The organism is Streptomyces sp. BoleA5, from assembly GCF_000373665.1.
Taxonomy (GTDB): domain Bacteria; phylum Actinomycetota; class Actinomycetes; order Streptomycetales; family Streptomycetaceae; genus Actinacidiphila.
Genome location: NZ_KB892090.1, coordinates 792,589 through 809,653, shown reverse-complemented (window position 1 = coordinate 809,653; position 17,065 = coordinate 792,589). Strand labels below are relative to the sequence as shown.

The 17,065-nt window shown below is 71.2% G+C and carries 13 protein-coding genes and 1 tRNA gene; 6 read left to right on the top strand and 8 right to left on the bottom strand.

Annotated features, from left to right (window positions below; all coding sequences use genetic code 11):
- Positions 1-6: 6 nt before the first annotated feature.
- From B085_RS0103770 to rpsA, 5 genes are all read right to left on the bottom strand, one after another.
- Positions 7-3,111, bottom strand: a complete 3,105-nt coding sequence (locus tag B085_RS0103770; protein WP_018557228.1) for an alpha-N-acetylglucosaminidase TIM-barrel domain-containing protein — start codon at positions 3,109-3,111, stop codon at positions 7-9.
- 147 nt (positions 3,112-3,258) lie between these two features.
- Complete coding sequence (locus B085_RS0103765) at positions 3,259-3,627, bottom strand: tetratricopeptide repeat protein (RefSeq protein ID WP_018557227.1); 369 nt, start codon at positions 3,625-3,627, stop codon at positions 3,259-3,261.
- A gap of 438 nt (positions 3,628-4,065) precedes the next feature.
- Complete coding sequence (gene coaE / locus B085_RS0103760; RefSeq protein WP_018557226.1) at positions 4,066-4,668, bottom strand: dephospho-CoA kinase; 603 nt, start codon at positions 4,666-4,668, stop codon at positions 4,066-4,068.
- A 41-nt stretch (positions 4,669-4,709) separates the two neighbouring features.
- Positions 4,710-5,645, bottom strand: a complete 936-nt coding sequence (locus tag B085_RS0103755) for a PAC2 family protein (protein ID WP_018557225.1) — start codon at positions 5,643-5,645, stop codon at positions 4,710-4,712.
- A 147-nt stretch (positions 5,646-5,792) separates the two neighbouring features.
- Positions 5,793-7,289: a 30S ribosomal protein S1 gene (gene rpsA / locus B085_RS0103750; protein WP_018557224.1), complete on the bottom strand. Its 1,497-nt coding sequence runs from the start codon at positions 7,287-7,289 to the stop codon at positions 5,793-5,795.
- Positions 7,290-7,591: 302 nt separating this feature from the next.
- Here rpsA and B085_RS0103745 point away from each other — a divergent pair, with 302 nt between their 5' ends.
- Complete coding sequence (locus tag B085_RS0103745; protein ID WP_018557223.1) at positions 7,592-8,425, top strand: class I SAM-dependent methyltransferase; 834 nt, start codon at positions 7,592-7,594, stop codon at positions 8,423-8,425.
- The gene (gene hrpB, locus B085_RS0103740) at positions 8,329-10,986 is read left to right on the top strand and encodes an ATP-dependent helicase HrpB (RefSeq protein WP_078619728.1); all 2,658 of its coding nucleotides are present in this window, start codon (positions 8,329-8,331) and stop codon (positions 10,984-10,986) included. Before B085_RS0103745 ends, hrpB begins: the two co-directional genes overlap by 97 nt.
- Here hrpB and B085_RS0103735 read toward each other — a convergent pair.
- On the bottom strand, positions 10,967-11,758 hold the full coding sequence (locus tag B085_RS0103735) for a helix-turn-helix domain-containing protein (RefSeq protein WP_026250642.1): 792 nt from the start codon (positions 11,756-11,758) through the stop codon (positions 10,967-10,969). The genes hrpB and B085_RS0103735 overlap by 20 nt on opposite strands.
- Positions 11,759-11,838: 80 nt before the next feature.
- Positions 11,839-11,921 (bottom strand) — tRNA-Leu (locus tag B085_RS0103730).
- A 90-nt stretch (positions 11,922-12,011) separates the two neighbouring features.
- On the opposite strand from B085_RS0103730, the gene B085_RS0103725 reads away from it, so the two are divergent.
- The gene (locus B085_RS0103725; RefSeq protein WP_018557220.1) at positions 12,012-12,638 is read left to right on the top strand and encodes an ANTAR domain-containing response regulator; all 627 of its coding nucleotides are present in this window, start codon (positions 12,012-12,014) and stop codon (positions 12,636-12,638) included.
- Between the two features lie 18 nt (positions 12,639-12,656).
- Here B085_RS0103725 and B085_RS45390 read toward each other — a convergent pair whose 3' ends face one another.
- A complete protein-coding gene (locus B085_RS45390; RefSeq protein ID WP_161275766.1) occupies positions 12,657-13,187 on the bottom strand; it encodes a DUF4352 domain-containing protein in 531 nt (176 codons plus the stop codon).
- A gap of 310 nt (positions 13,188-13,497) precedes the next feature.
- Between B085_RS45390 and B085_RS0103715 the strand changes: the two genes are divergently transcribed.
- From B085_RS0103715 to B085_RS0103705, 3 genes are all read left to right on the top strand, one after another.
- On the top strand, positions 13,498-14,637 hold the full coding sequence (locus B085_RS0103715) for a branched-chain amino acid ABC transporter substrate-binding protein (protein WP_234018477.1): 1,140 nt from the start codon (positions 13,498-13,500) through the stop codon (positions 14,635-14,637).
- A 133-nt stretch (positions 14,638-14,770) separates the two neighbouring features.
- Positions 14,771-15,700, top strand: coding sequence for a branched-chain amino acid ABC transporter permease (locus B085_RS0103710; protein WP_018557217.1), 930 nt, complete (start codon positions 14,771-14,773; stop codon positions 15,698-15,700).
- Positions 15,697-17,064: a branched-chain amino acid ABC transporter permease gene (locus B085_RS0103705; RefSeq protein ID WP_018557216.1), complete on the top strand. Its 1,368-nt coding sequence runs from the start codon at positions 15,697-15,699 to the stop codon at positions 17,062-17,064. Before B085_RS0103710 ends, B085_RS0103705 begins: the two co-directional genes overlap by 4 nt.
- The last annotated feature ends 1 nt before the right edge of the window (position 17,065 follow it).

Here is a 17,065-nt window from a genome sequence, read left to right as displayed (position 1 = left end):
CCGGGTTCAGCCGATGCGGAAGCCGGTGAACTCCACCAGGCCGCGGTCGCCCGTGCCGCCGTTGCCCGCGGTCATGAAGAGCCCCACGTCCTGCGTCCGGGCCGCGGCCGGGACCGTCACGGTCGCGACCTTCCGCCATGTCGTCCCGTCGTCGGTGCTGCACTCCCCCGTATACGCGCGACCCCGGCGGCGCAGCCTCAGCAGCACCGGGGCCCGCACTCCGGCGAGCCGCCGGTAGCGGTTGAGCAGGCCGCCGCCGTCGGAGTCGTACGACAGCGTCACCCCGTGCCCGGGGCTCACCGCCAGGTTCAGGAAGCCCGGGGCGGCCGGATCGTCGAGGTCGTCGCGGACGACGATGCCCGCCCGCGCCCATGCGGCGGTCTTCGCCTGGCTGTCGACCCGGGTGGTGACCGTCCCTCCGTCGCTCAGCGCGCCGCGCCGCAGCAGTGCCGCGAACTCGGCGGTGCCCTTCCACAGGTCGCGCCCGGCGCCGTCGATGGCGAAGCGGTCGCCGAGCTGCCCGAAGACGGCGCCGGTGCCGTTGACGGTGTGGTACTCGGCGTCCAGCGGGCCCGCGACGTACAGGTCCCCCGCGGCGACCGCGGGCACCCGCGCGCCGCCCGGCACCGGCTCGTACGCGGCCCGCGCCTCGTACCGCAGCGGCGACAGCGGCCGCTCGGGACGCGCCTCGGGCGCGGTGACGTGCCAGCTGGCACGGCCGGTGCCGCCGGCCGCCACGCGCGGCAGCGACAGCGCCCCTCGGGGTGCGGCCCGCACGCCGTTGGTGGTCAGGGAGAAGCCGACCGTGCCCGTGGGGGCGAGCCCGTTGGTGTTGGTGAACTCGGCCGTCACCAGGGCGAGGCCGCCCGGTACCAGCGTCGCGGGCTGCGCCGTCACGGCCAGCGTGCCCTGGTAGGGGGTCGCGGCAAGGGTCTCGTAGGCCCGTCGGGCGAGCGTGTGCGCGTCGCCGGTGGGCCGGGTGGGGTAGCTCCCGGCGCGCTTCGTCCAGCGCTCCTCGGTGCGGTACCAGTCGGCTTCCCTCGGTGCACGTCGGGTGCCGAGGGAAGCCGCGCAGTCGTCCAGGAAGGTCCGCCAACGCGGCAGGTAGAAGTCCGCGACCAGGCCGTTCCAGTCCCGGTTGGCGTACTCGTGCAGTGACACCGAGGTCGCCCGCCCGCCCCAGGTGGTGATCAGCACCCGCGCGGTGCGCTCGAGTCCGGCGCGCTGCGCGTCCGCCCCTCCCCAGGCCCGGGCCTCCGCGAGCCAGGGGCCGAGCAGGAACGCCCGGTGACCGCCCGCCACCTCGTCGGCCAGCCGCATCAGCCGCAGCCACACCTCGGACAGCTGGCGGAAGACCGCCGCGTCGCCACGCTCGAACGCGGCGCGCAGTTGCGGCAGGAGCTGCCGGCTGCGGTTGGCGACGGCCTGCCGGGCGACGTCGACCAGGTCGTAGCGGTAGGCGTCGCTTCGGCGTGCCCCGGCGGACACGGCCAGCAGTGCGGCGAACGCCGTGTCGAAGGCGGTGGGATCGTAGGTGAGGGTGTTCGGCGCGTACACGCTGGCGGCGTCGGCGGTCAGCGAAGGGCGGGCCGTGAACAGGCTGTCGTGGGCGTCGGCGCGCTCCAGAGCGTCGTGCCGGTAGGCGGTGCGGCGCAGTGCCTGCCAGGCGACGCGGGCCTGGCCGTCCTCGGTGCCGTAACGGGTGCGCGCGTAGGTGTCGAACCAGGTCGGCAGGTCCACCCGCTGCTCGTGCCAGGGCAGTTCGCAGAAGAGCTCGAAGGCGGCCGGGTCGCGTTCGGCGGCCTCCGGCAGGTAGCAGGTGCCGGACAGCGCGCTGCCGGGCTTGTCCCGCCAGCTGAAGAAGCGGTCGGCCCACACATGGGTCTTGGCGCCGATCGTCGTCCGGCCGCCGAAGTTGGGGATGGAGCCGAAGGCGTACGGGGTGCCCGCCCAGTCCCGCTCGCGGTCGGTGACCGAGGCGTAGCGGTCGGAGACGCCGTCCACGACGAGCATCCGCTCCTTGTCGACGGCTCCCAGCAGATCGGCCCGCGGATTCTTCTCCCAGCCGAGGATCACCCAGGTCGCGCGGGGGTGCGCCGCGCTCAGCGCCTCCTGGACGCCCCGGGCGGCCGCGGGCACGGGCACGTCGCCCGCGGTCCCGCCCTCATGGAGCAGGTCCATCTTGAAGTACCCGGCCTCGCCGAACAGCTTCTTCTGGTGGCGGTAGAAGGATGCGGCCACGGCGGCGAAGGCGCCGCTGCGCGGGTCGAGCCAGCCCGGGCGGGCGAAACCGTGCCAGGTGCCCTGCGGGACGACGCGCGCCCCCGCGTTGCGTCCGGCGAAGCCGTCCGGGACGGTGCCGAAGTAGCCCGGCAGCACCGGGGCCATGCCCAGTTCCCGCAGCCGCGCGGTGATCCTGCGGCCCAGCGCGGCGCGGGCGTCGACGATGCCCGGGGTCAGCGGGCCGCCGTACCCGGACAGGTTCTGCAGCAGCCACCACGGCTGGTGGGACGGGGCCGGCAACCAGGCCAGGGCCTCGCGGTCGGAGTAGCCGAACTCGCGCAGCACACGCCGGTACACGGCCTCGGCGCCGGCCACCACCAGCACCTCGTTGCAGCCGTGCAGTGCCAGGACGTCGATGAAGCGCTCCCAGCGCGACCAGTCGGCGTAGGGGGCGGTGTAGCCGTCGTTGGTGTCGTTCAGGACGAAGCGGTGCGGCACGGTGGCGCGCCGGGCGATGCCGTCCGGGGGCGGGGCGGGAAGCGTCGCGGGCAGGGCGTCCAGGCTGTCGCCCACCCAGGAGACGCCCACGCCGCACACGTGCTTGAGGTACCAGCGCACGCCGCACAGCAGTGTGGCCGGTGACGTCCCGGCCACCTCGACGCTGCCCCGCCCGCCCGCGATCCGGAAGCGGTCGGACCCTTCGCCGTCCTTGCCGCCGTTCCCCTGGCCCAGCGCGACCAGCCTGAACTGCTCCGCGTGGCGCGGCAGCAGCCGGCCCAGCGCGGCGTGCGCGGGCCCGGTGTCAAAGGAGGCGGCCATGGTCGCGCCCGCCGCCCCCGTGGGGAACACCGCGCCCGCCGCGGTCGCGGCGGCGGAACCCAGCAGCATCCGCCTGGTCACTCGAGTCACGGCCGGCTCCCGACAGTTGGGGCTGCGTCAGAACGCGTGCCCCGGAACCGTAACGGGAGTGACGATGCGGATCAATGTGACGCGAGGGGTGTTCGCCGTAAAACCGGGCGAACTCCCCGGCCTGGCTCACGCCGGGTCGGGGAAGCGGGCCGCCTGCAGGTAGTCGGGCTTGGGGTCGAGCGCCGCCGCCAGCCGGAAGTGCCGCAGCGCCTCGGCCGACCGGCCGGAACGCTCCAGGGTGCGGCCCAGGGCGAAGTGCGCGTACGCGTTGTCCGGCTCGCGCTCCAGGACGACCTGGAACTCCAGCTCGGCCGGGCGCAGCTGCGCCGACAGGAAGAAGGCCCGGGCACGCAGCAGCCGCGCGGCCGTGTTCTCCGGGTGGGCGGCGATGACCGAGTCCAGCAGCTTCACCGCCCCGCGGGCGTCGCGGGCCGCCAGCAGATGCTCGGCCGCGCGGAAGTCGATGACGTGGTTCTCGGGGCTCTGCTCGGGCACAGCCGCCTCCTTCCCCGGGCACTCAACAGCTCACAACTACCCAACATCACCATCCGCATATGCATTCCCCAGGGAACAGCGGCGGGCCCTCAGCCCTCCCCGTCCACCGGACGCCGTTGCGCAGGCACCGCGGGCCCCGGCCGGTCCTCCGGCGCCTCCAGGGCCACCGGTGCCGCGCCGTCGGCCTCGGCGGCGGGCCCCGCGGGGTCCGCGACCGCGGCCGGGCCCGGCGCGACGGCGGGGGCGGGGCCGGGGCGGGGTGCGGTTCGGCGGAGGGGCGGTCGCTCCAGGCCGCGCGCTCGAAGAAGCGCAGGCCCAGCCCCAGCACCACGACGGCGATCCCGATCGCGGCCGACACGGCTTCCATCCGCATCCCCCTCATGTCCACGGCGCGGCGACCCCACTGCCCCATGGACGTCCCGCGGAGAGGGTTCCGGATCAGCTCTCGACGATCTTTTGACGCAACTGCTCCCACACCTGCCGGACCTGGGGCTCCAGCGCCTCCAGCGGCCCGTCGTTGTCGATCACGACGTCGGCGACCGCCAGCCGCTGCTCCCGGGTGGCCTGCACCGCCATCCGGGCCCGGGCGTCCTCCTCGGCCATCCCGCGCAGCCGCACCAGCCGGTCCAACTGGGTCTCCGGGGCGGCGTCCACCACCACGACCACGTCGTACAGCGGCGCCAGACCGTTCTCCGCCAGCAGCGGCACGTCGTGCACGACGACGGCGTCCGGGCCCGCGGCCCGCTCCAGCTCGGCCGAGCGGTCCCGGACCAGCGGGTGGACGATCGCGTTCAGCGCCCGCAGCCGCTCGGGGTCGGAGAAGACGATCGCGCCGAGCTTCGGGCGGTCCAGGGACCCGTCGGCGGCCAGCACCTCCGCGCCGAACTCGGCGGCCACCGACGCCAGCCCGGGTGTGCCGGGCTCCACCACTTCGCGCGCGATCCGGTCGGAGTCGATCAGCACCGCCCCGTACGAGACCAGCAGCCGCGACACCGCGCTCTTGCCCGCCCCGATCCCGCCCGTCAGCCCCACTTTGACCATGGCGCGAGACTACCGGTGCCCCCGCACACCCACGAGCCCGGTCAGGCGCCGTCGTCCTCGCGGTCGGCCAGGAAACGCTCGAACTCCGCCGCCAGGTCGTCCGCCGACGGCAGTTCGACCGGCTCGGCGATCAGGTTCTGCCGGCTGCCGCCGCCCGCCATCGCGTCGTACTGGTTCTCCAGGCCCTGCACCACCGCGACCAGTTCCACATCGCCATCGGCGACCTGGCGGTCGATCTCGGCGCGCACCGTGTGCGCCTCCATCCGCAGAGCGTGCGCCACCTGCGGCAGCACCAGGCCGGTGGCGGCCGTCAGCGCCTCCACCACGGCCAGCGCCGAATCCGGGTACCCCGAACGCGCCAGGTAGTGCGGTACGTGCGCGGCCACACCCAGGACGTCACGGCCCGCCTCGGCCAGCCGGTACTCGATCAGCGACTCGGCGCTTCCGGGCACCTGCGCCTCGTCGAACCAGGTGCGGTGTCCCGGCACCAGGTCCAGCCGGTTGCCGTGCGGCGTCAGCCCCACCGGCCGCGTGTGCGGCACGCCCATGGGGATGCCGTGGAAGTTCAACGCCAGCCGCACGCCCAGGCGCTCGACGATCTGCACCACCGCCGCGGCGAAACGCTCCCACTCGATGTCCGGCTCGTGACCCGACAGCAGCAGGAACGGCGAGCCCGTGCTGTCACGGACCAGCCGCAGCGCGATCTCCGGCGCCTCGTAGCCCGTCCAGCGGTCCCGCTTGAAGGTCATCAGCGGACGGCGCGCCCGGTAGTCCACCAGGCGGTCCGCGTCGAAACGCGCCACCAGCCGGTGCTCCTGCCGTTCCAGCAGTTCCTCGACGACCTGCGACCCGGTCTCACCTGCGTCGATGTACCCCTCGAAGTGGTACAGCAGCACGGGCCCGGTCTCACCGAACGCCTCGTCGACCGCCTCTGCCCCGCCCGGCTCGTATGCGTACAGCCCCTGCGGATCCAGCACTGCGCACCCTTCCCTCGGTCTTCGTCAACTCTGAGTGCAACGGGCCGTACAGCCCGCGCATTCCCGCCCGGACCCGGCGAACGCGGAAGGACCCGCCCTCCAAAGGAGAGCGGGTCCTTCCGTGATGCGTGGGCGTGGGCCCTGCGATCAGCTCTGGCCGCCGGCCAGCTTCTCGCGGAGCGCCGCCAGCGCCTCGTCCGAGGCGAGGGCGCCGGACTGGTCACCGGACTCCGAGGAGTACGAGCCACCGGTCGGGCCGGCCGGAGCCGCCTCGCCGGCCTCGGCCGCGGCCTCGGCGTCCGCCTCGCGGGACTTGATGACCTGCGCCTGGTGCTGCTCGAAGCGCGTCTGCGCCTCGGCGTACTGGTGCTCCCAAGCCTCGCGCTGGGTCTCGTAGCCCTCGAGCCAGTCGTTGGCCTCGGGGTCGAAGCCCTCGGGGTAGATGTAGTTGCCCTGGTCGTCGTAGGACGCGGCCATGCCGTACAGGGTCGGGTCGAACTCGACCGAGGCCGGGTCGGCACCGAAGGACTCGTTGGCCTGCTTCAGCGAGAGGCTGATGCGGCGGCGCTCGAGGTCGATGTCGATGACCTTGACGAAGATCTCGTCGTTGACCTGGACGACCTGCTCCGGGATCTCCACGTGGCGCTCGGCCAGCTCGGAGATGTGGACCAGACCCTCGATGCCCTCGTCCACGCGGACGAACGCACCGAACGGCACCAGCTTGGTGACCTTGCCGGGGACGACCTGGCCGATCTGGTGCGTACGGGCGAACTGCTGCCACGGGTCTTCCTGGGTCGCCTTCAGCGACAGGGAGACACGCTCGCGGTCCATGTCGACGTCCAGGACCTCGACCGTGACCTCCTGGCCGACCTCGACGACCTCGGAGGGGTGGTCGATGTGCTTCCAGGACAGCTCGGACACGTGCACGAGGCCGTCCACGCCACCCAGGTCCACGAAGGCACCGAAGTTGACGATGGAGGAGACGACGCCGGAGCGCACCTGGCCCTTCTGGAGGGTGGTGAGGAAGGTCTGGCGGACCTCGCTCTGGGTCTGCTCCAGCCAGGCGCGACGGGACAGGACCACGTTGTTGCGGTTCTTGTCCAGCTCGATGATCTTGGCCTCGAGCTCCTTGCCGACGTACGGCTGGAGGTCGCGGACACGGCGCATCTCGACCAGGGAGGCGGGGAGGAAGCCGCGAAGGCCGATGTCGAGGATGAGACCACCCTTGACGACCTCGATGACGGTACCGGTGACGATGCCGTCCTCTTCCTTGATCTTCTCGATCGTGCCCCAGGCGCGCTCGTACTGGGCGCGCTTCTTGGACAGGATCAGACGACCCTCCTTGTCCTCCTTCTGGAGGACCAGGGCCTCGATCTCGTCGCCCACGGCGACGACCTCGTTGGGGTCGACGTCGTGCTTGATCGAAAGCTCGCGCGAGGGGATGACACCCTCGGTCTTGTAACCGATGTCGAGCAGGACCTCGTCCCGGTCGACCTTCACGATGACGCCGTCGACGATGTCGCCGTCGTTGAAGTACTTGATCGTCTCGTCGATCGCGGCGAGGAAGGCTTCCTCGGAACCGATGTCGTTGACCGCCACCTGCGGGGTGGTACGAGGGGCCTGGGCCTCGGTGCTGCTCGTCATTAGGAAAAGGGCTCCGGTACGGACATGAAGTCGTAGGTACTGCTACGCCGTAAGCCCGTTTCGCTCCTGCCGATTCCGGACAGCCCACAAGGCCGAGAGGTACAACAGATGTGAGCGCAGCCTGCTCCGTCCGAGGCGCGCAGGCTCGCAGCGCAACTTGTAGCATACGGGGGCAGCCGGGCACGGTCAATGCACGAAGAGCACACCACGGGCTTAACACCCCGTACCGGGCACTGGCACATAGACGTGCTGCGGTGACACCGCAGCCACAGGTCACCACAGAGGGTACGACGACCAGCGCGATGATCCAACCACCGGCCCCCCGGCCAGCCCCCGAAGAACCCGAGGCCACGCGCCGTGTCGCCGACGACACGGAGAGCAGCCGAGCCAACCGCGGATGGTGGGACCGCAACGCGGACGAGTACCAGAGCGACCACGGGGAGTTCCTCGGCGACTCCGATTTCGTCTGGGGCCCGGAAGGAGCAACCGAGGACGAACTCCGCCTCCTCGGACCCGCCGCCGGCCTCGACGGCGCCCGCATCCTGGAGATCGGCGCCGGCGCGGCCCAGTGCTCCCGCTGGCTCGCCGCGCACGGCGCCCGGCCCATCGCCCTCGACCTCTCCCACCGCCAGCTCCAGCACGCCCGCCGCATCGACGACGGCCACAGCCCCTTCCCCCTCGTACAGGCCGACGCCGGCGTCCTCCCCTTCGCCGACGCCTCCTTCGACCACGCCTGCTCCGCCTACGGCGCCCTCCCCTTCATCGCCGACACCGCCCGCGTCATGCGCGAGGTCCGGCGCGTCCTGCGCCCCGGCGGCCGCTGGGTCTTCTCCGTCACCCACCCCGTGCGCTGGGCCTTCCCCGACGAACCCGGCCCCGAGGGACTCACCGCCTCCGCCTCCTACTTCGACCGCACCCCCTACGTCGAACAGGACGAGAACGGGCACGCCGTCTACGTCGAGCACCACCGCACCCTCGGCGACCGCGTCCGCGAACTCAGCGCCGCCGGCTTCCGCCTCGTCGACCTCGTCGAACCCGAATGGCCCGCCTGGAACACCGCGGAGTGGGGCGGCTGGTCCCCGCAGCGCGGCCGCGTCATCCCCGGCACCGCGATCTTCGTCTGCGTCGCCCCGTGACTCCCCGCCCCGCGCGAACCCGGGAGGACGCCCTCGCCGCCCTCCCGGTGCGCACCGCCCTGCCCGCCCTCCACGACGCCCTCGACGGCCACGGCTGCGCCGTCCTCGCCGCCCCGCCCGGCACCGGCAAGACCACCCTCGTCCCGCTCGCCCTCGCCGGCCTGCTCGACGACCGGCCCACCCGGACCGTCGTGGTCGCCGAACCGCGCCGCATGGCCGCCAAGGCCGCCGCCCGCCGCATGGCCTGGCTGCTCGGCGAGGAGCCGGGCGGCCTCATCGGCCACACCGTCCGCGGCGACCGCAAGGTCTCCCCCCGCACCGTCGTCGAGGTCGTCACCACCGGCGTCCTCCTGCAGCGGCTCCAGCGCGACCAGGAACTCCCCGGCACCGCCGCCGTCCTCCTCGACGAGTGCCACGAACGCCACCTCGACGCCGACACCGCCATGGCCTTCCTGCTCGACGTACGCGCCGCCCTCCGCCCCGACCTGCGCATCGTCGCCGCCTCCGCCACCACCGACGCCGACGCCTGGTCACGGCTGCTCGGCGACGCACCCGTCGTCCACGCCCGGGGACACATGCACCCCGTGGCCGTCACCCACGCACCCCCGCCGCACGGCACCCGCCCCCCGCACGGCATGCGCGTCGACCCCGCGTTCCTCGACCACGTCGCCGCCACCGTCCGCACCGCGCTGCGCACCGCCGACGGCGACGTCCTGTGCTTCCTCCCCGGCACCGGCGAGATCGCCCGCGTCGCCGGCCTGCTCGGCGACATCGGCGCCGAGGTCCTCCAACTCCACGGCCAGGCACCCGCCTCCGTCCAGGACGCCGTCCTCCGCGGCGGCGACGGCGCCCGGCGCCGCGTCGTCCTCGCCACCTCCGTCGCCGAGTCCAGCCTCACCGTCCCCGGCGTCCGCGTCGTCGTGGACTCCGGCCTCGCCCGCGAACCCCGCACCGACCACGCCCGCGGACTCGGCTCCCTCACCACCGTCCGGGCCTCCCTCGCCACCGCCACCCAGCGCGCCGGACGCGCCGGACGCGAAGCCCCCGGCACCGCCTACCGCTGCTGGAACGAGGCCGAGGACACCGGCCGGCCCCGCTTCCCCTCCCCCGAGATCGCCGTCGCCGACCTCACCCCCTTCGCCCTCCAGGCCGCCGCGTGGGGCGATCCCGACGCCTCCGGGCTCGCGCTCCTCGACCCGCCCCCACCCGGCGCCCTCGCCGCCGCCCACGACGTCCTCACCGCCATCGGCGCCCTCCGCCCCGACGGCCGCACCACCGACCGCGGCGACCGCATGGCCCGCATCGGGCTCCACCCCCGCCTCGCCCGCGCGCTCCTGGACGGCGCCCCCCGCACCGGCACCCGCCGCGCCGCCGACATCGTCGCCCTCCTCTCCGAGCAACCCCCGCGCGACCACGGCGACGACCTCGCCACGGCCTGGCGCACCGCCCGCCGCGCCCACGACGCCCACGCCGACCGCTGGCGCCGCGAAGCCCGCCGCCTCGCCGCCTCGGCGCCCGACCACCCCGCCACGGCGCTCACCGACGACACCGCCGCCGGACTCGTCACCGCACTCGCCTTCCCCGAACGCGTCGCCCGCCGCCGCGGCGGCGGCAACGGCGCCGTCACCGGCACCGGCACCGGCACCGGCTACCTGATGGCCTCCGGCACCGCCGCCGAGCTCGCCGACGGCACACGCCTCGGCACCCCCCAGTGGCTCGCCGTCGCCGTCGCCGACCGCCCCGCGGGCTTCCCCTCCGCCCGCGTACGCCTCGCCGCCGTCATCGACGAGGACACCGCCCGCACCGCCGCCGCACCTTTGCTCACCGAGACCGACGAGGTCACCTGGACCGACGGCGACGTCACCGCCCACCACGCCGCCCGGCTCGGCGCGATCACCCTCACCACCCGCCCCCTCGCCCACCCCGACCCCGCACAACTGCGCACCGCCCTCCTCGACGGCCTCCGCCGCGAAGGACCCGGCCTGCTCAGGTGGACCCGCGACGCCGACACCCTGCGCCTGCGTCTCGCCTTCCTCCACCGCGAGATCGGCGCCCCCTGGCCCGACGTCTCCGACGAGGCCCTGATCTCCCGCGCGGACGAGTGGCTCGCCCCCGAACTCGCCACCGCCCGCCGCCGCGCCGACCTCGCCCGCGCCGACGCCGCCACCGCCCTGGGCCGCCTCCTGCCCTGGGCGACCGGCGAAGCCGCCCGCCTCGACGAACTCGCCCCGGAACGCATGGAGATCCCCTCCGGCTCCAGGATCCGCGTCTCCTACGACGACGACCGCCCCGTCCTCGCCGCCAAGCTCCAGGAACTCTTCGGCTGGACCGCCACCCCCCGCATCGCCGGCGGCCGCGTCCCCCTCCTCGTCCACCTGCTCTCACCCGCCGGCCGCCCCGCCGCCGTCACCGCCGACCTCGCATCCTTCTGGCGCGACGGCTACCGCGCGGTGCGCGCGGAACTCCGCGGCCGCTACCCCAAGCACCCCTGGCCCGAGGACCCCACGACGGCGGTCGCCACCCGGCACACCAGCGCCCGGCTCAATGCTTCGGACCGATGAAGCGGTCCATGAGCGCGACGGCCTCCCGTCGGGCGACGGAGATGTTGTACGGATCGTTGCCGCGCCGGGTGACCCGCCACTCCACCCCGACCTTGTCTAGGGTGTCCGTGAGGAGTCTCCTGATGTCGTCGGATTTGTTGGTGAAGAAGTAGCGTGGATATTCGTAGCGCTTGCGTTCCCCAGCGACGATCCGCGTCGTCCAGTTGGTGATCCGGCAGCCATCGGAATGGATGAGTCCGCGGATGAAGCCCCACGGGTACCTGTCCACGATCGCTTGCTGCCACGGCTCGAGGGCGATGTGGCGTTCGTGTTTCCTGCCTTCGCCGTGCTGCGGGAACAGACACCACAGGTGCTTCGAGTAGACCTTGACATTGAGTGCCCCGGTCTTGCGGACGCGGCACGTCCTGTTTTGCGGGAAAACCGCGCGCATGGCCCGCTCCGCCTCGTCAATGAGCCCGGTCCACTTCTCCGAGCACGTGATCATCAGACTGGGCACACGGTGCCGGGAGTGCTGGACGATGTGTCCGTCGCCGAGGTAGAGCCCGAGGAGATAGGCGTACGCCACCTCGTCGAGCGGAGTGTCGTCGCATCGGGGGCAGGACGGCGGCGGCCGCCTTCCTGGACATTCACCACGTCTTGAGCGATCCACGTGCAGCCAGTAGCCCACGGTTCCCGGCGGGACTCCGAGCCGACGGGCGACCTCGGCGTTCGGCATGCCCGATCGGCAGAGGGCAATCGCCCGGTGACGCAAATCGTTCCCTTGTGCGACCATGCGTCCACTTTGAGCGGAAGCCGAAGATCAACAAGGCGGAAAGGGGGAACATTCACTCGAACGGGATGTTCGCGAAAAAGTGCCGGGTGCGGGATTCGAACCCGCAAGCCCTCACGGGCAGATGTGTTTGAGACATCCGTGTATGCCGTTCCACCAACCCGGCGGGTTGCGGATCACAGCGTACCGTGCGGGTACGCGACACCGCAGCTAGGTAGGCTCTAGTCGCAGCACCTGCCCTGGAACGAGGAGTCCCGTGAGCGCCGCCGAGCCCGTTGACGAGCAGTCGCACGTACCGCCGCAGACCACCCGCGTGGTGATCGCCGAGGACGAGGCTCTGATCAGGCTCGACCTGAAAGAGATGCTCGAGGAGGAGGGCTACTCCGTCGTCGGTGAGGCGGGGGACGGCGAGACCGCCGTCAAGCTCGCCGAGGAGCTGCGGCCGGACCTGGTGATCCTGGACGTGAAGATGCCCGTGCTGGACGGGATCTCGGCCGCGGAGCGGATCGCCAAGGAGAAGATCGCGCCGGTGCTGATGCTGACCGCCTTCTCGCAGCGCGAGCTGGTGGAGCGGGCCCGGGACGCGGGCGCCATGGCGTACCTGGTGAAGCCCTTCAGCAAGAGCGACGTCGTGCCGGCCATCGAGATGGCCGTGTCGCGGTTCACGGAGCTGCGGGCGCTGGAGGCGGAGGTCGCGGACCTGAGCCTGCGGCTGGAGACGCGCAAGCTGGTGGACCGGGCGAAGAGCGTCCTGCAGACGAAGTACGGGTTGTCGGAGCCTGCAGCGTTCCGGTGGATCCAGAAGACGTCGATGGACCGCCGCATGACGATGCAGGCGGTGGCGCAGGCCGTGCTGGAAGAGGTGGACGGCGGCGCCAAGTAGCGTCGGCCGGGGAACGGTTCAGGCCGAGTGGTCGGGCCAGTCGCGCGACGGCAGGGGGATGTCCGATGAGGGCATCCCTTTGTCGTTGGCGACGGCGAGGCGGTCGACGGCGGCGTCGCGGGGGATGTCGAACCACAGGTCGTACTGGGCGCTGTCGTGGGCGCCGATGTCGACGGTGAGGGGCTGGCGCTTGATCTGCATGGCCTCCCAGTCGATGGAGTGCCTGCTGCCGTCGGCGAGGACGAGCCGGTGGAGGTCGTTGTCGAGGCGTGCGCTGACGGAGTCGTCGACGGTCACGGAGAGGCGGACGCGGCAGAGGCGGCCCTTCGCGGGGTGTTCGGCGTGGGTGCCGACGATGACGGCGATGCCGCAGCGAAGGGCGAGGGCGCGGAATTCGAGGTTCCCCGCTTTGACGGCCGGTGCGTCGAGGGGGATTTCGAGCTGACGCAGGGGTTGGCCGGTCGCGGGCGGGGAAGGGTGGGGCCATATCGCCGCGGCGGTGAGGGCCGCTACCGTGGCCCCGGCGAGCGCTCCGGCCAACGCGGTCACGAGTGGCCGGGCGGCCGCCCGTCGCACAAGGCCACCAAATCGGACCTTTGTCTGCATCTCTCCCCCAGGTGTCGTCCGGTTACCGGTAAGGACCGTTCTGTTTCCGGCACATGACCCAGGTCACCGTCCGATCACATATCTTCCTACGACCTATCTGTGTGCCTGATCAGCGGATTACATTCCCGCCAACCCGCGTGTTGTTCACGCGGTCGCAATCCGGAGGGCCTACGGCCCGCCGACTCGTAATCTCATTGGGCGGCTCCAGGGGGTCGTAGTGCTCAACAACAAGTTCGTCAAGTTTGCTATCCCGGTGGCAGTTGGCGCTCTCGCGCTCACCGCGTGCGGTGGCGGCAAGGACGACAGCGGCAAGGGCGGCGGCGGCAAGCCGACGTTCTCCATCGGCTTCCAGGGTCCGCTGTCCGGCGACAACAGCGCGCTGGGCATCAACGAGGACAACGGCCTGAAGCTGGCTGTCGAAGAGGCCAACAAGAAGGGCGACCTGCCCTTCACGCTGAAGGTCGTGGACGGTGACGACCAGGGTCTGCCGGACCAGGCGCCCGCTGCCGCCCAGAAGCTCATCGGTGACACCAGCGTCGTCGCCGTCGTCGGCCCGGCGTTCTCCGGCCCGACGAAGGCCTCGGGTGGCCTGTACGCCCAGGCGCAGCTCGCCGCGGTGACGCCGTCGGCGACCAACCCGGACCTGACGAGCCAGGGCTTCACCTCGTTCCTGCGCGGTGCTCCGAACGACAACGAGCAGGGTGCCGGCATGGCCGAGTACCTGTCGAAGAAGGAGAAGGCCAAGAAGGTCTTCGTCATCGACGACAAGAGCGAGTACGGCGTCGGTCTGGCGAAGGTCGCGATCGACAGCCTGAAGGCCGCGGGCGTCACGGTGGAGACGGACTCCGTCCCGGCGAAGACCCCGGACTACACCGCCGCCGCGACGAAGGTCGTCAACTCGAACGCCGACGCGCTGATCTACGCGGGTTACTACGCGGACCTGGCGCCGTTCGCCAAGAAGCTGAAGGACGGTGGCTTCAAGGGCATCGGCATCTCGGGTGACGGTTCCAACGACGCGAAGTTCGTGGAGCTGGCCGGCGCCGCGGCCGACAAGTGGTTCCTGACCTGCCCGTGCACCGACGCCACGAAGAACGAGAGCACCAAGGCGTTCACCGAGGCGTACACCGCGAAGTTCAACACGCCTCCGGGCACCTACTCGGCCGAGTCGTACGACATCGCGAACCTGATCATCTCCGAGATGAAGAAGCTCGGTAAGGACGTCACGCGCGACAAGCTGCTGGCGGCCCTGAAGGGCGTCAACTACAAGGGTCTGACCAAGGAGTTCGCCTTCGACGACAAGGGCGAGCTGAAGACCAAGAACGTGTACCTGTACCAGGTCGCCGACGGCAAGATCGGCTACCTGGGTGACGTGGCCACCCTCAGCAACGGCTGATCCGGCAACCGGCATCTGAGGTGGGGGGCGCGGGACGCGGCACGGATTCCGGCCGCCGCCCCGCGCTCCCCATCGCTGTACCGGACGTGTTCTCGCCGCCCTTCACCGGCTTCAGCAAGGATTCCCACGCACGATGAATCTCTTCCACAACTTCTGGGACTACTTCATCCCAGGCTTGACGACGGGTTCCATGTACGCCGTCATAGCGATCGGGTACACCCTGGTCTACGGCGTGCTCCAGCTCATCAACTTCGCGCACAGCGAGGTCTTCATGATGGGCGGCTTCGGTTCGCTCGTCGTGCTCTCCGAGCTCGCCCCGCAGTCCCCGCACGGGTTCACCTCCGTCGTGTGGGTGATCGTCGGCATGATCGCCGGCGCCCTGGTCGGAGCGCTGACGGCGTTCGGGCTGGAGAAGGCGGCGTACAAGCCGCTGCGCAAGCGCAACGCCCCCAAGCTGGTCTTCCTGATCAGCGCCATCGGCGCGTCGTTCTTCCTGTACAACCTGGCGGGCAAGCTGTGGGGCCGCAACCCCGTGCCGATGCCGGAGCTGTACACCAACGGTGAGGTCTTCAGCGTCTTCGGCACCCCGGTGAAGATCACGCAGCTGATCATCATCGGTTCCGCGGTCGCGATGATGATCGGCCTGGACCTGGTGGTCAACCGCACGAAGATGGGTGCGGGCATCCGGGCCGTGGCGCAGGACGCCGAAACGGCGGGTCTGATGGGTGTCGACATCGACAAGATCATCTCCCGTACGTTCATCATCGGCGGTCTGCTGGGCGGTGCGGCCGGCTTCCTGTACGGCTTCGGCATCTCCGGCCAGGTCTGGTTCACGGTGGGCTTCCTGCCGGGCATCAAGGCCTTCGCGGCGGCGGTGCTGGGCGGTATCGGCAACATCCGCGGTGCGATGCTGGGCGGCCTGCTGCTGGGCATCGTCGAGAACCTGAGCTCCCCGCTCTTCGGCACCCAGTGGATCGACGTGACCGCGTTCGTGGTCCTCATCCTGGTGCTGATGTTCCGTCCGACGGGCATCATGGGCGAGCGTCTGGGGAGGTCGGCATGAGCGACACGACCGCTGCCAAGTCCTTCTCGGTGGACGTGGCCAAACTGCGCCGCAAGGCCTGGTACCAGCAGCCCCGCTGGACCCGCCTGCTCGGCATGGTGGCGCTGGGCTTCATCCTCGCGCTGATGACGGGCGAGGACGGCAACCCGGCGGAGAAGTTGTCGGCTTTCACCGGCGCCTTCGAGTCGGCGCGGCTGTACATCTGCATCGCCATCCTGGTGGGTGTCTGGGCGCTGGTGGAGTTCGGCGCTCCGGTGCGCCAGGCGGCCCGGCAGGGTGCGCAGGGCGTCAACAAGTCGCTGGAGCCGACCCGGGCGATGTTCCGGTCCAACGGCTGGCTGCGGCTGGGCGCCCTGGTGGTCGTCCTGGTGCTGGCGATCGTCATCCCCGCGAACACCAGCCTGTTCTGGCAGGAGGTCCTCGTCACGCAGATGGGGATCTTCATGATCATCGCGGTCGGTCTGAACGTGGTGGTCGGCTGGGCCGGTCTGCTGGACCTGGGCTTCATCGCCTTCTACGCGATCGGCGCGTACTCCTGCGCCTTCTGGACCGGCCACATGCCGGTGAAGCCGCCGTTCACGGTGGGCGCGCTGGAGTCGATCCCGTTCGCCATCGTCACCTGCCTGATCGCCGGTGTGCTGCTGGGCGCCCCGACGCTGCGGCTGCGCGGTGACTACCTGGCGATCGTGACGCTGGGCTTCCACGAGATCGTGTACCTGGTGGCCAAGAACTCGGACGGCTTCACCAACGGTTCGCGCGGTGTCATCGGCATCCCGCACCCGTCGATCCACATCGGTCCGATCAACTACGACTGGACGCTGGACCCGCTGCCGTACTGGTACCTGCTGCTGTTCTTCCTGGTGGTGCTGATCTTCCTGTACAACCGCCTGGAGCACTCGCGGATCGGCCGCACCTGGACGGCGATCCGGGAGGACGAGGTGGCCGCCTCCGCGACGGGCATCAACACCGTCCGGTACAAGCTGCTGGCGTTCGCTATCGGCGCGTCGACGTCGGGTCTGGCGGGCGTGGTGTACTCCAGCAAGGTCGGCTTCATCAACCCGGAGAACTTCACCATCGTGCTGTCGGTGCTCGCGCTGGCGTACGTGGTGTTCGGCGGCATGGGCTCCATCGCGGGCGTGCTGTTCGGTGCCGCGCTGCTGGTGTGGCTGCCGAACGCGCTGCGCGACTATGTTCCGGAGCAGGACCGCTTCATCTACCTGGGTGCGCTGCTCGTCATCATGATGATCTTCCGTCCGCAGGGTGTTATCCCTTCCCGCCGCAGGCAGCGCGAGCTGCACATGGCGGAGGCGGGCATCGGTGACGCCGATGCGATGACCGAGCCGACGGGAGGCGTGAAGTCGTGAA

Coding starts and splice junctions, on each gene's coding strand:
- B085_RS0103710 (WP_018557217.1), top strand. CDS start 14,771: ATGAATCTCTTCCACAACTTCTGGGACTACTTCATCCCAGGCTTGACG.
- B085_RS0103745 (WP_018557223.1), top strand. CDS start 7,592: ATGATCCAACCACCGGCCCCCCGGCCAGCCCCCGAAGAACCCGAGGCC.
- rpsA (WP_018557224.1), bottom strand. CDS start 7,289: ATGACGAGCAGCACCGAGGCCCAGGCCCCTCGTACCACCCCGCAGGTG.
- B085_RS0103770 (WP_018557228.1), bottom strand. CDS start 3,111: ATGCTGCTGGGTTCCGCCGCCGCGACCGCGGCGGGCGCGGTGTTCCCC.
- hrpB (WP_078619728.1), top strand. CDS start 8,329: ATGGCCCGCCTGGAACACCGCGGAGTGGGGCGGCTGGTCCCCGCAGCG.
- B085_RS0103735 (WP_026250642.1), bottom strand. CDS start 11,758: ATGGTCGCACAAGGGAACGATTTGCGTCACCGGGCGATTGCCCTCTGC.
- coaE (WP_018557226.1), bottom strand. CDS start 4,668: ATGGTCAAAGTGGGGCTGACGGGCGGGATCGGGGCGGGCAAGAGCGCG.
- B085_RS0103705 (WP_018557216.1), top strand. CDS start 15,697: ATGAGCGACACGACCGCTGCCAAGTCCTTCTCGGTGGACGTGGCCAAA.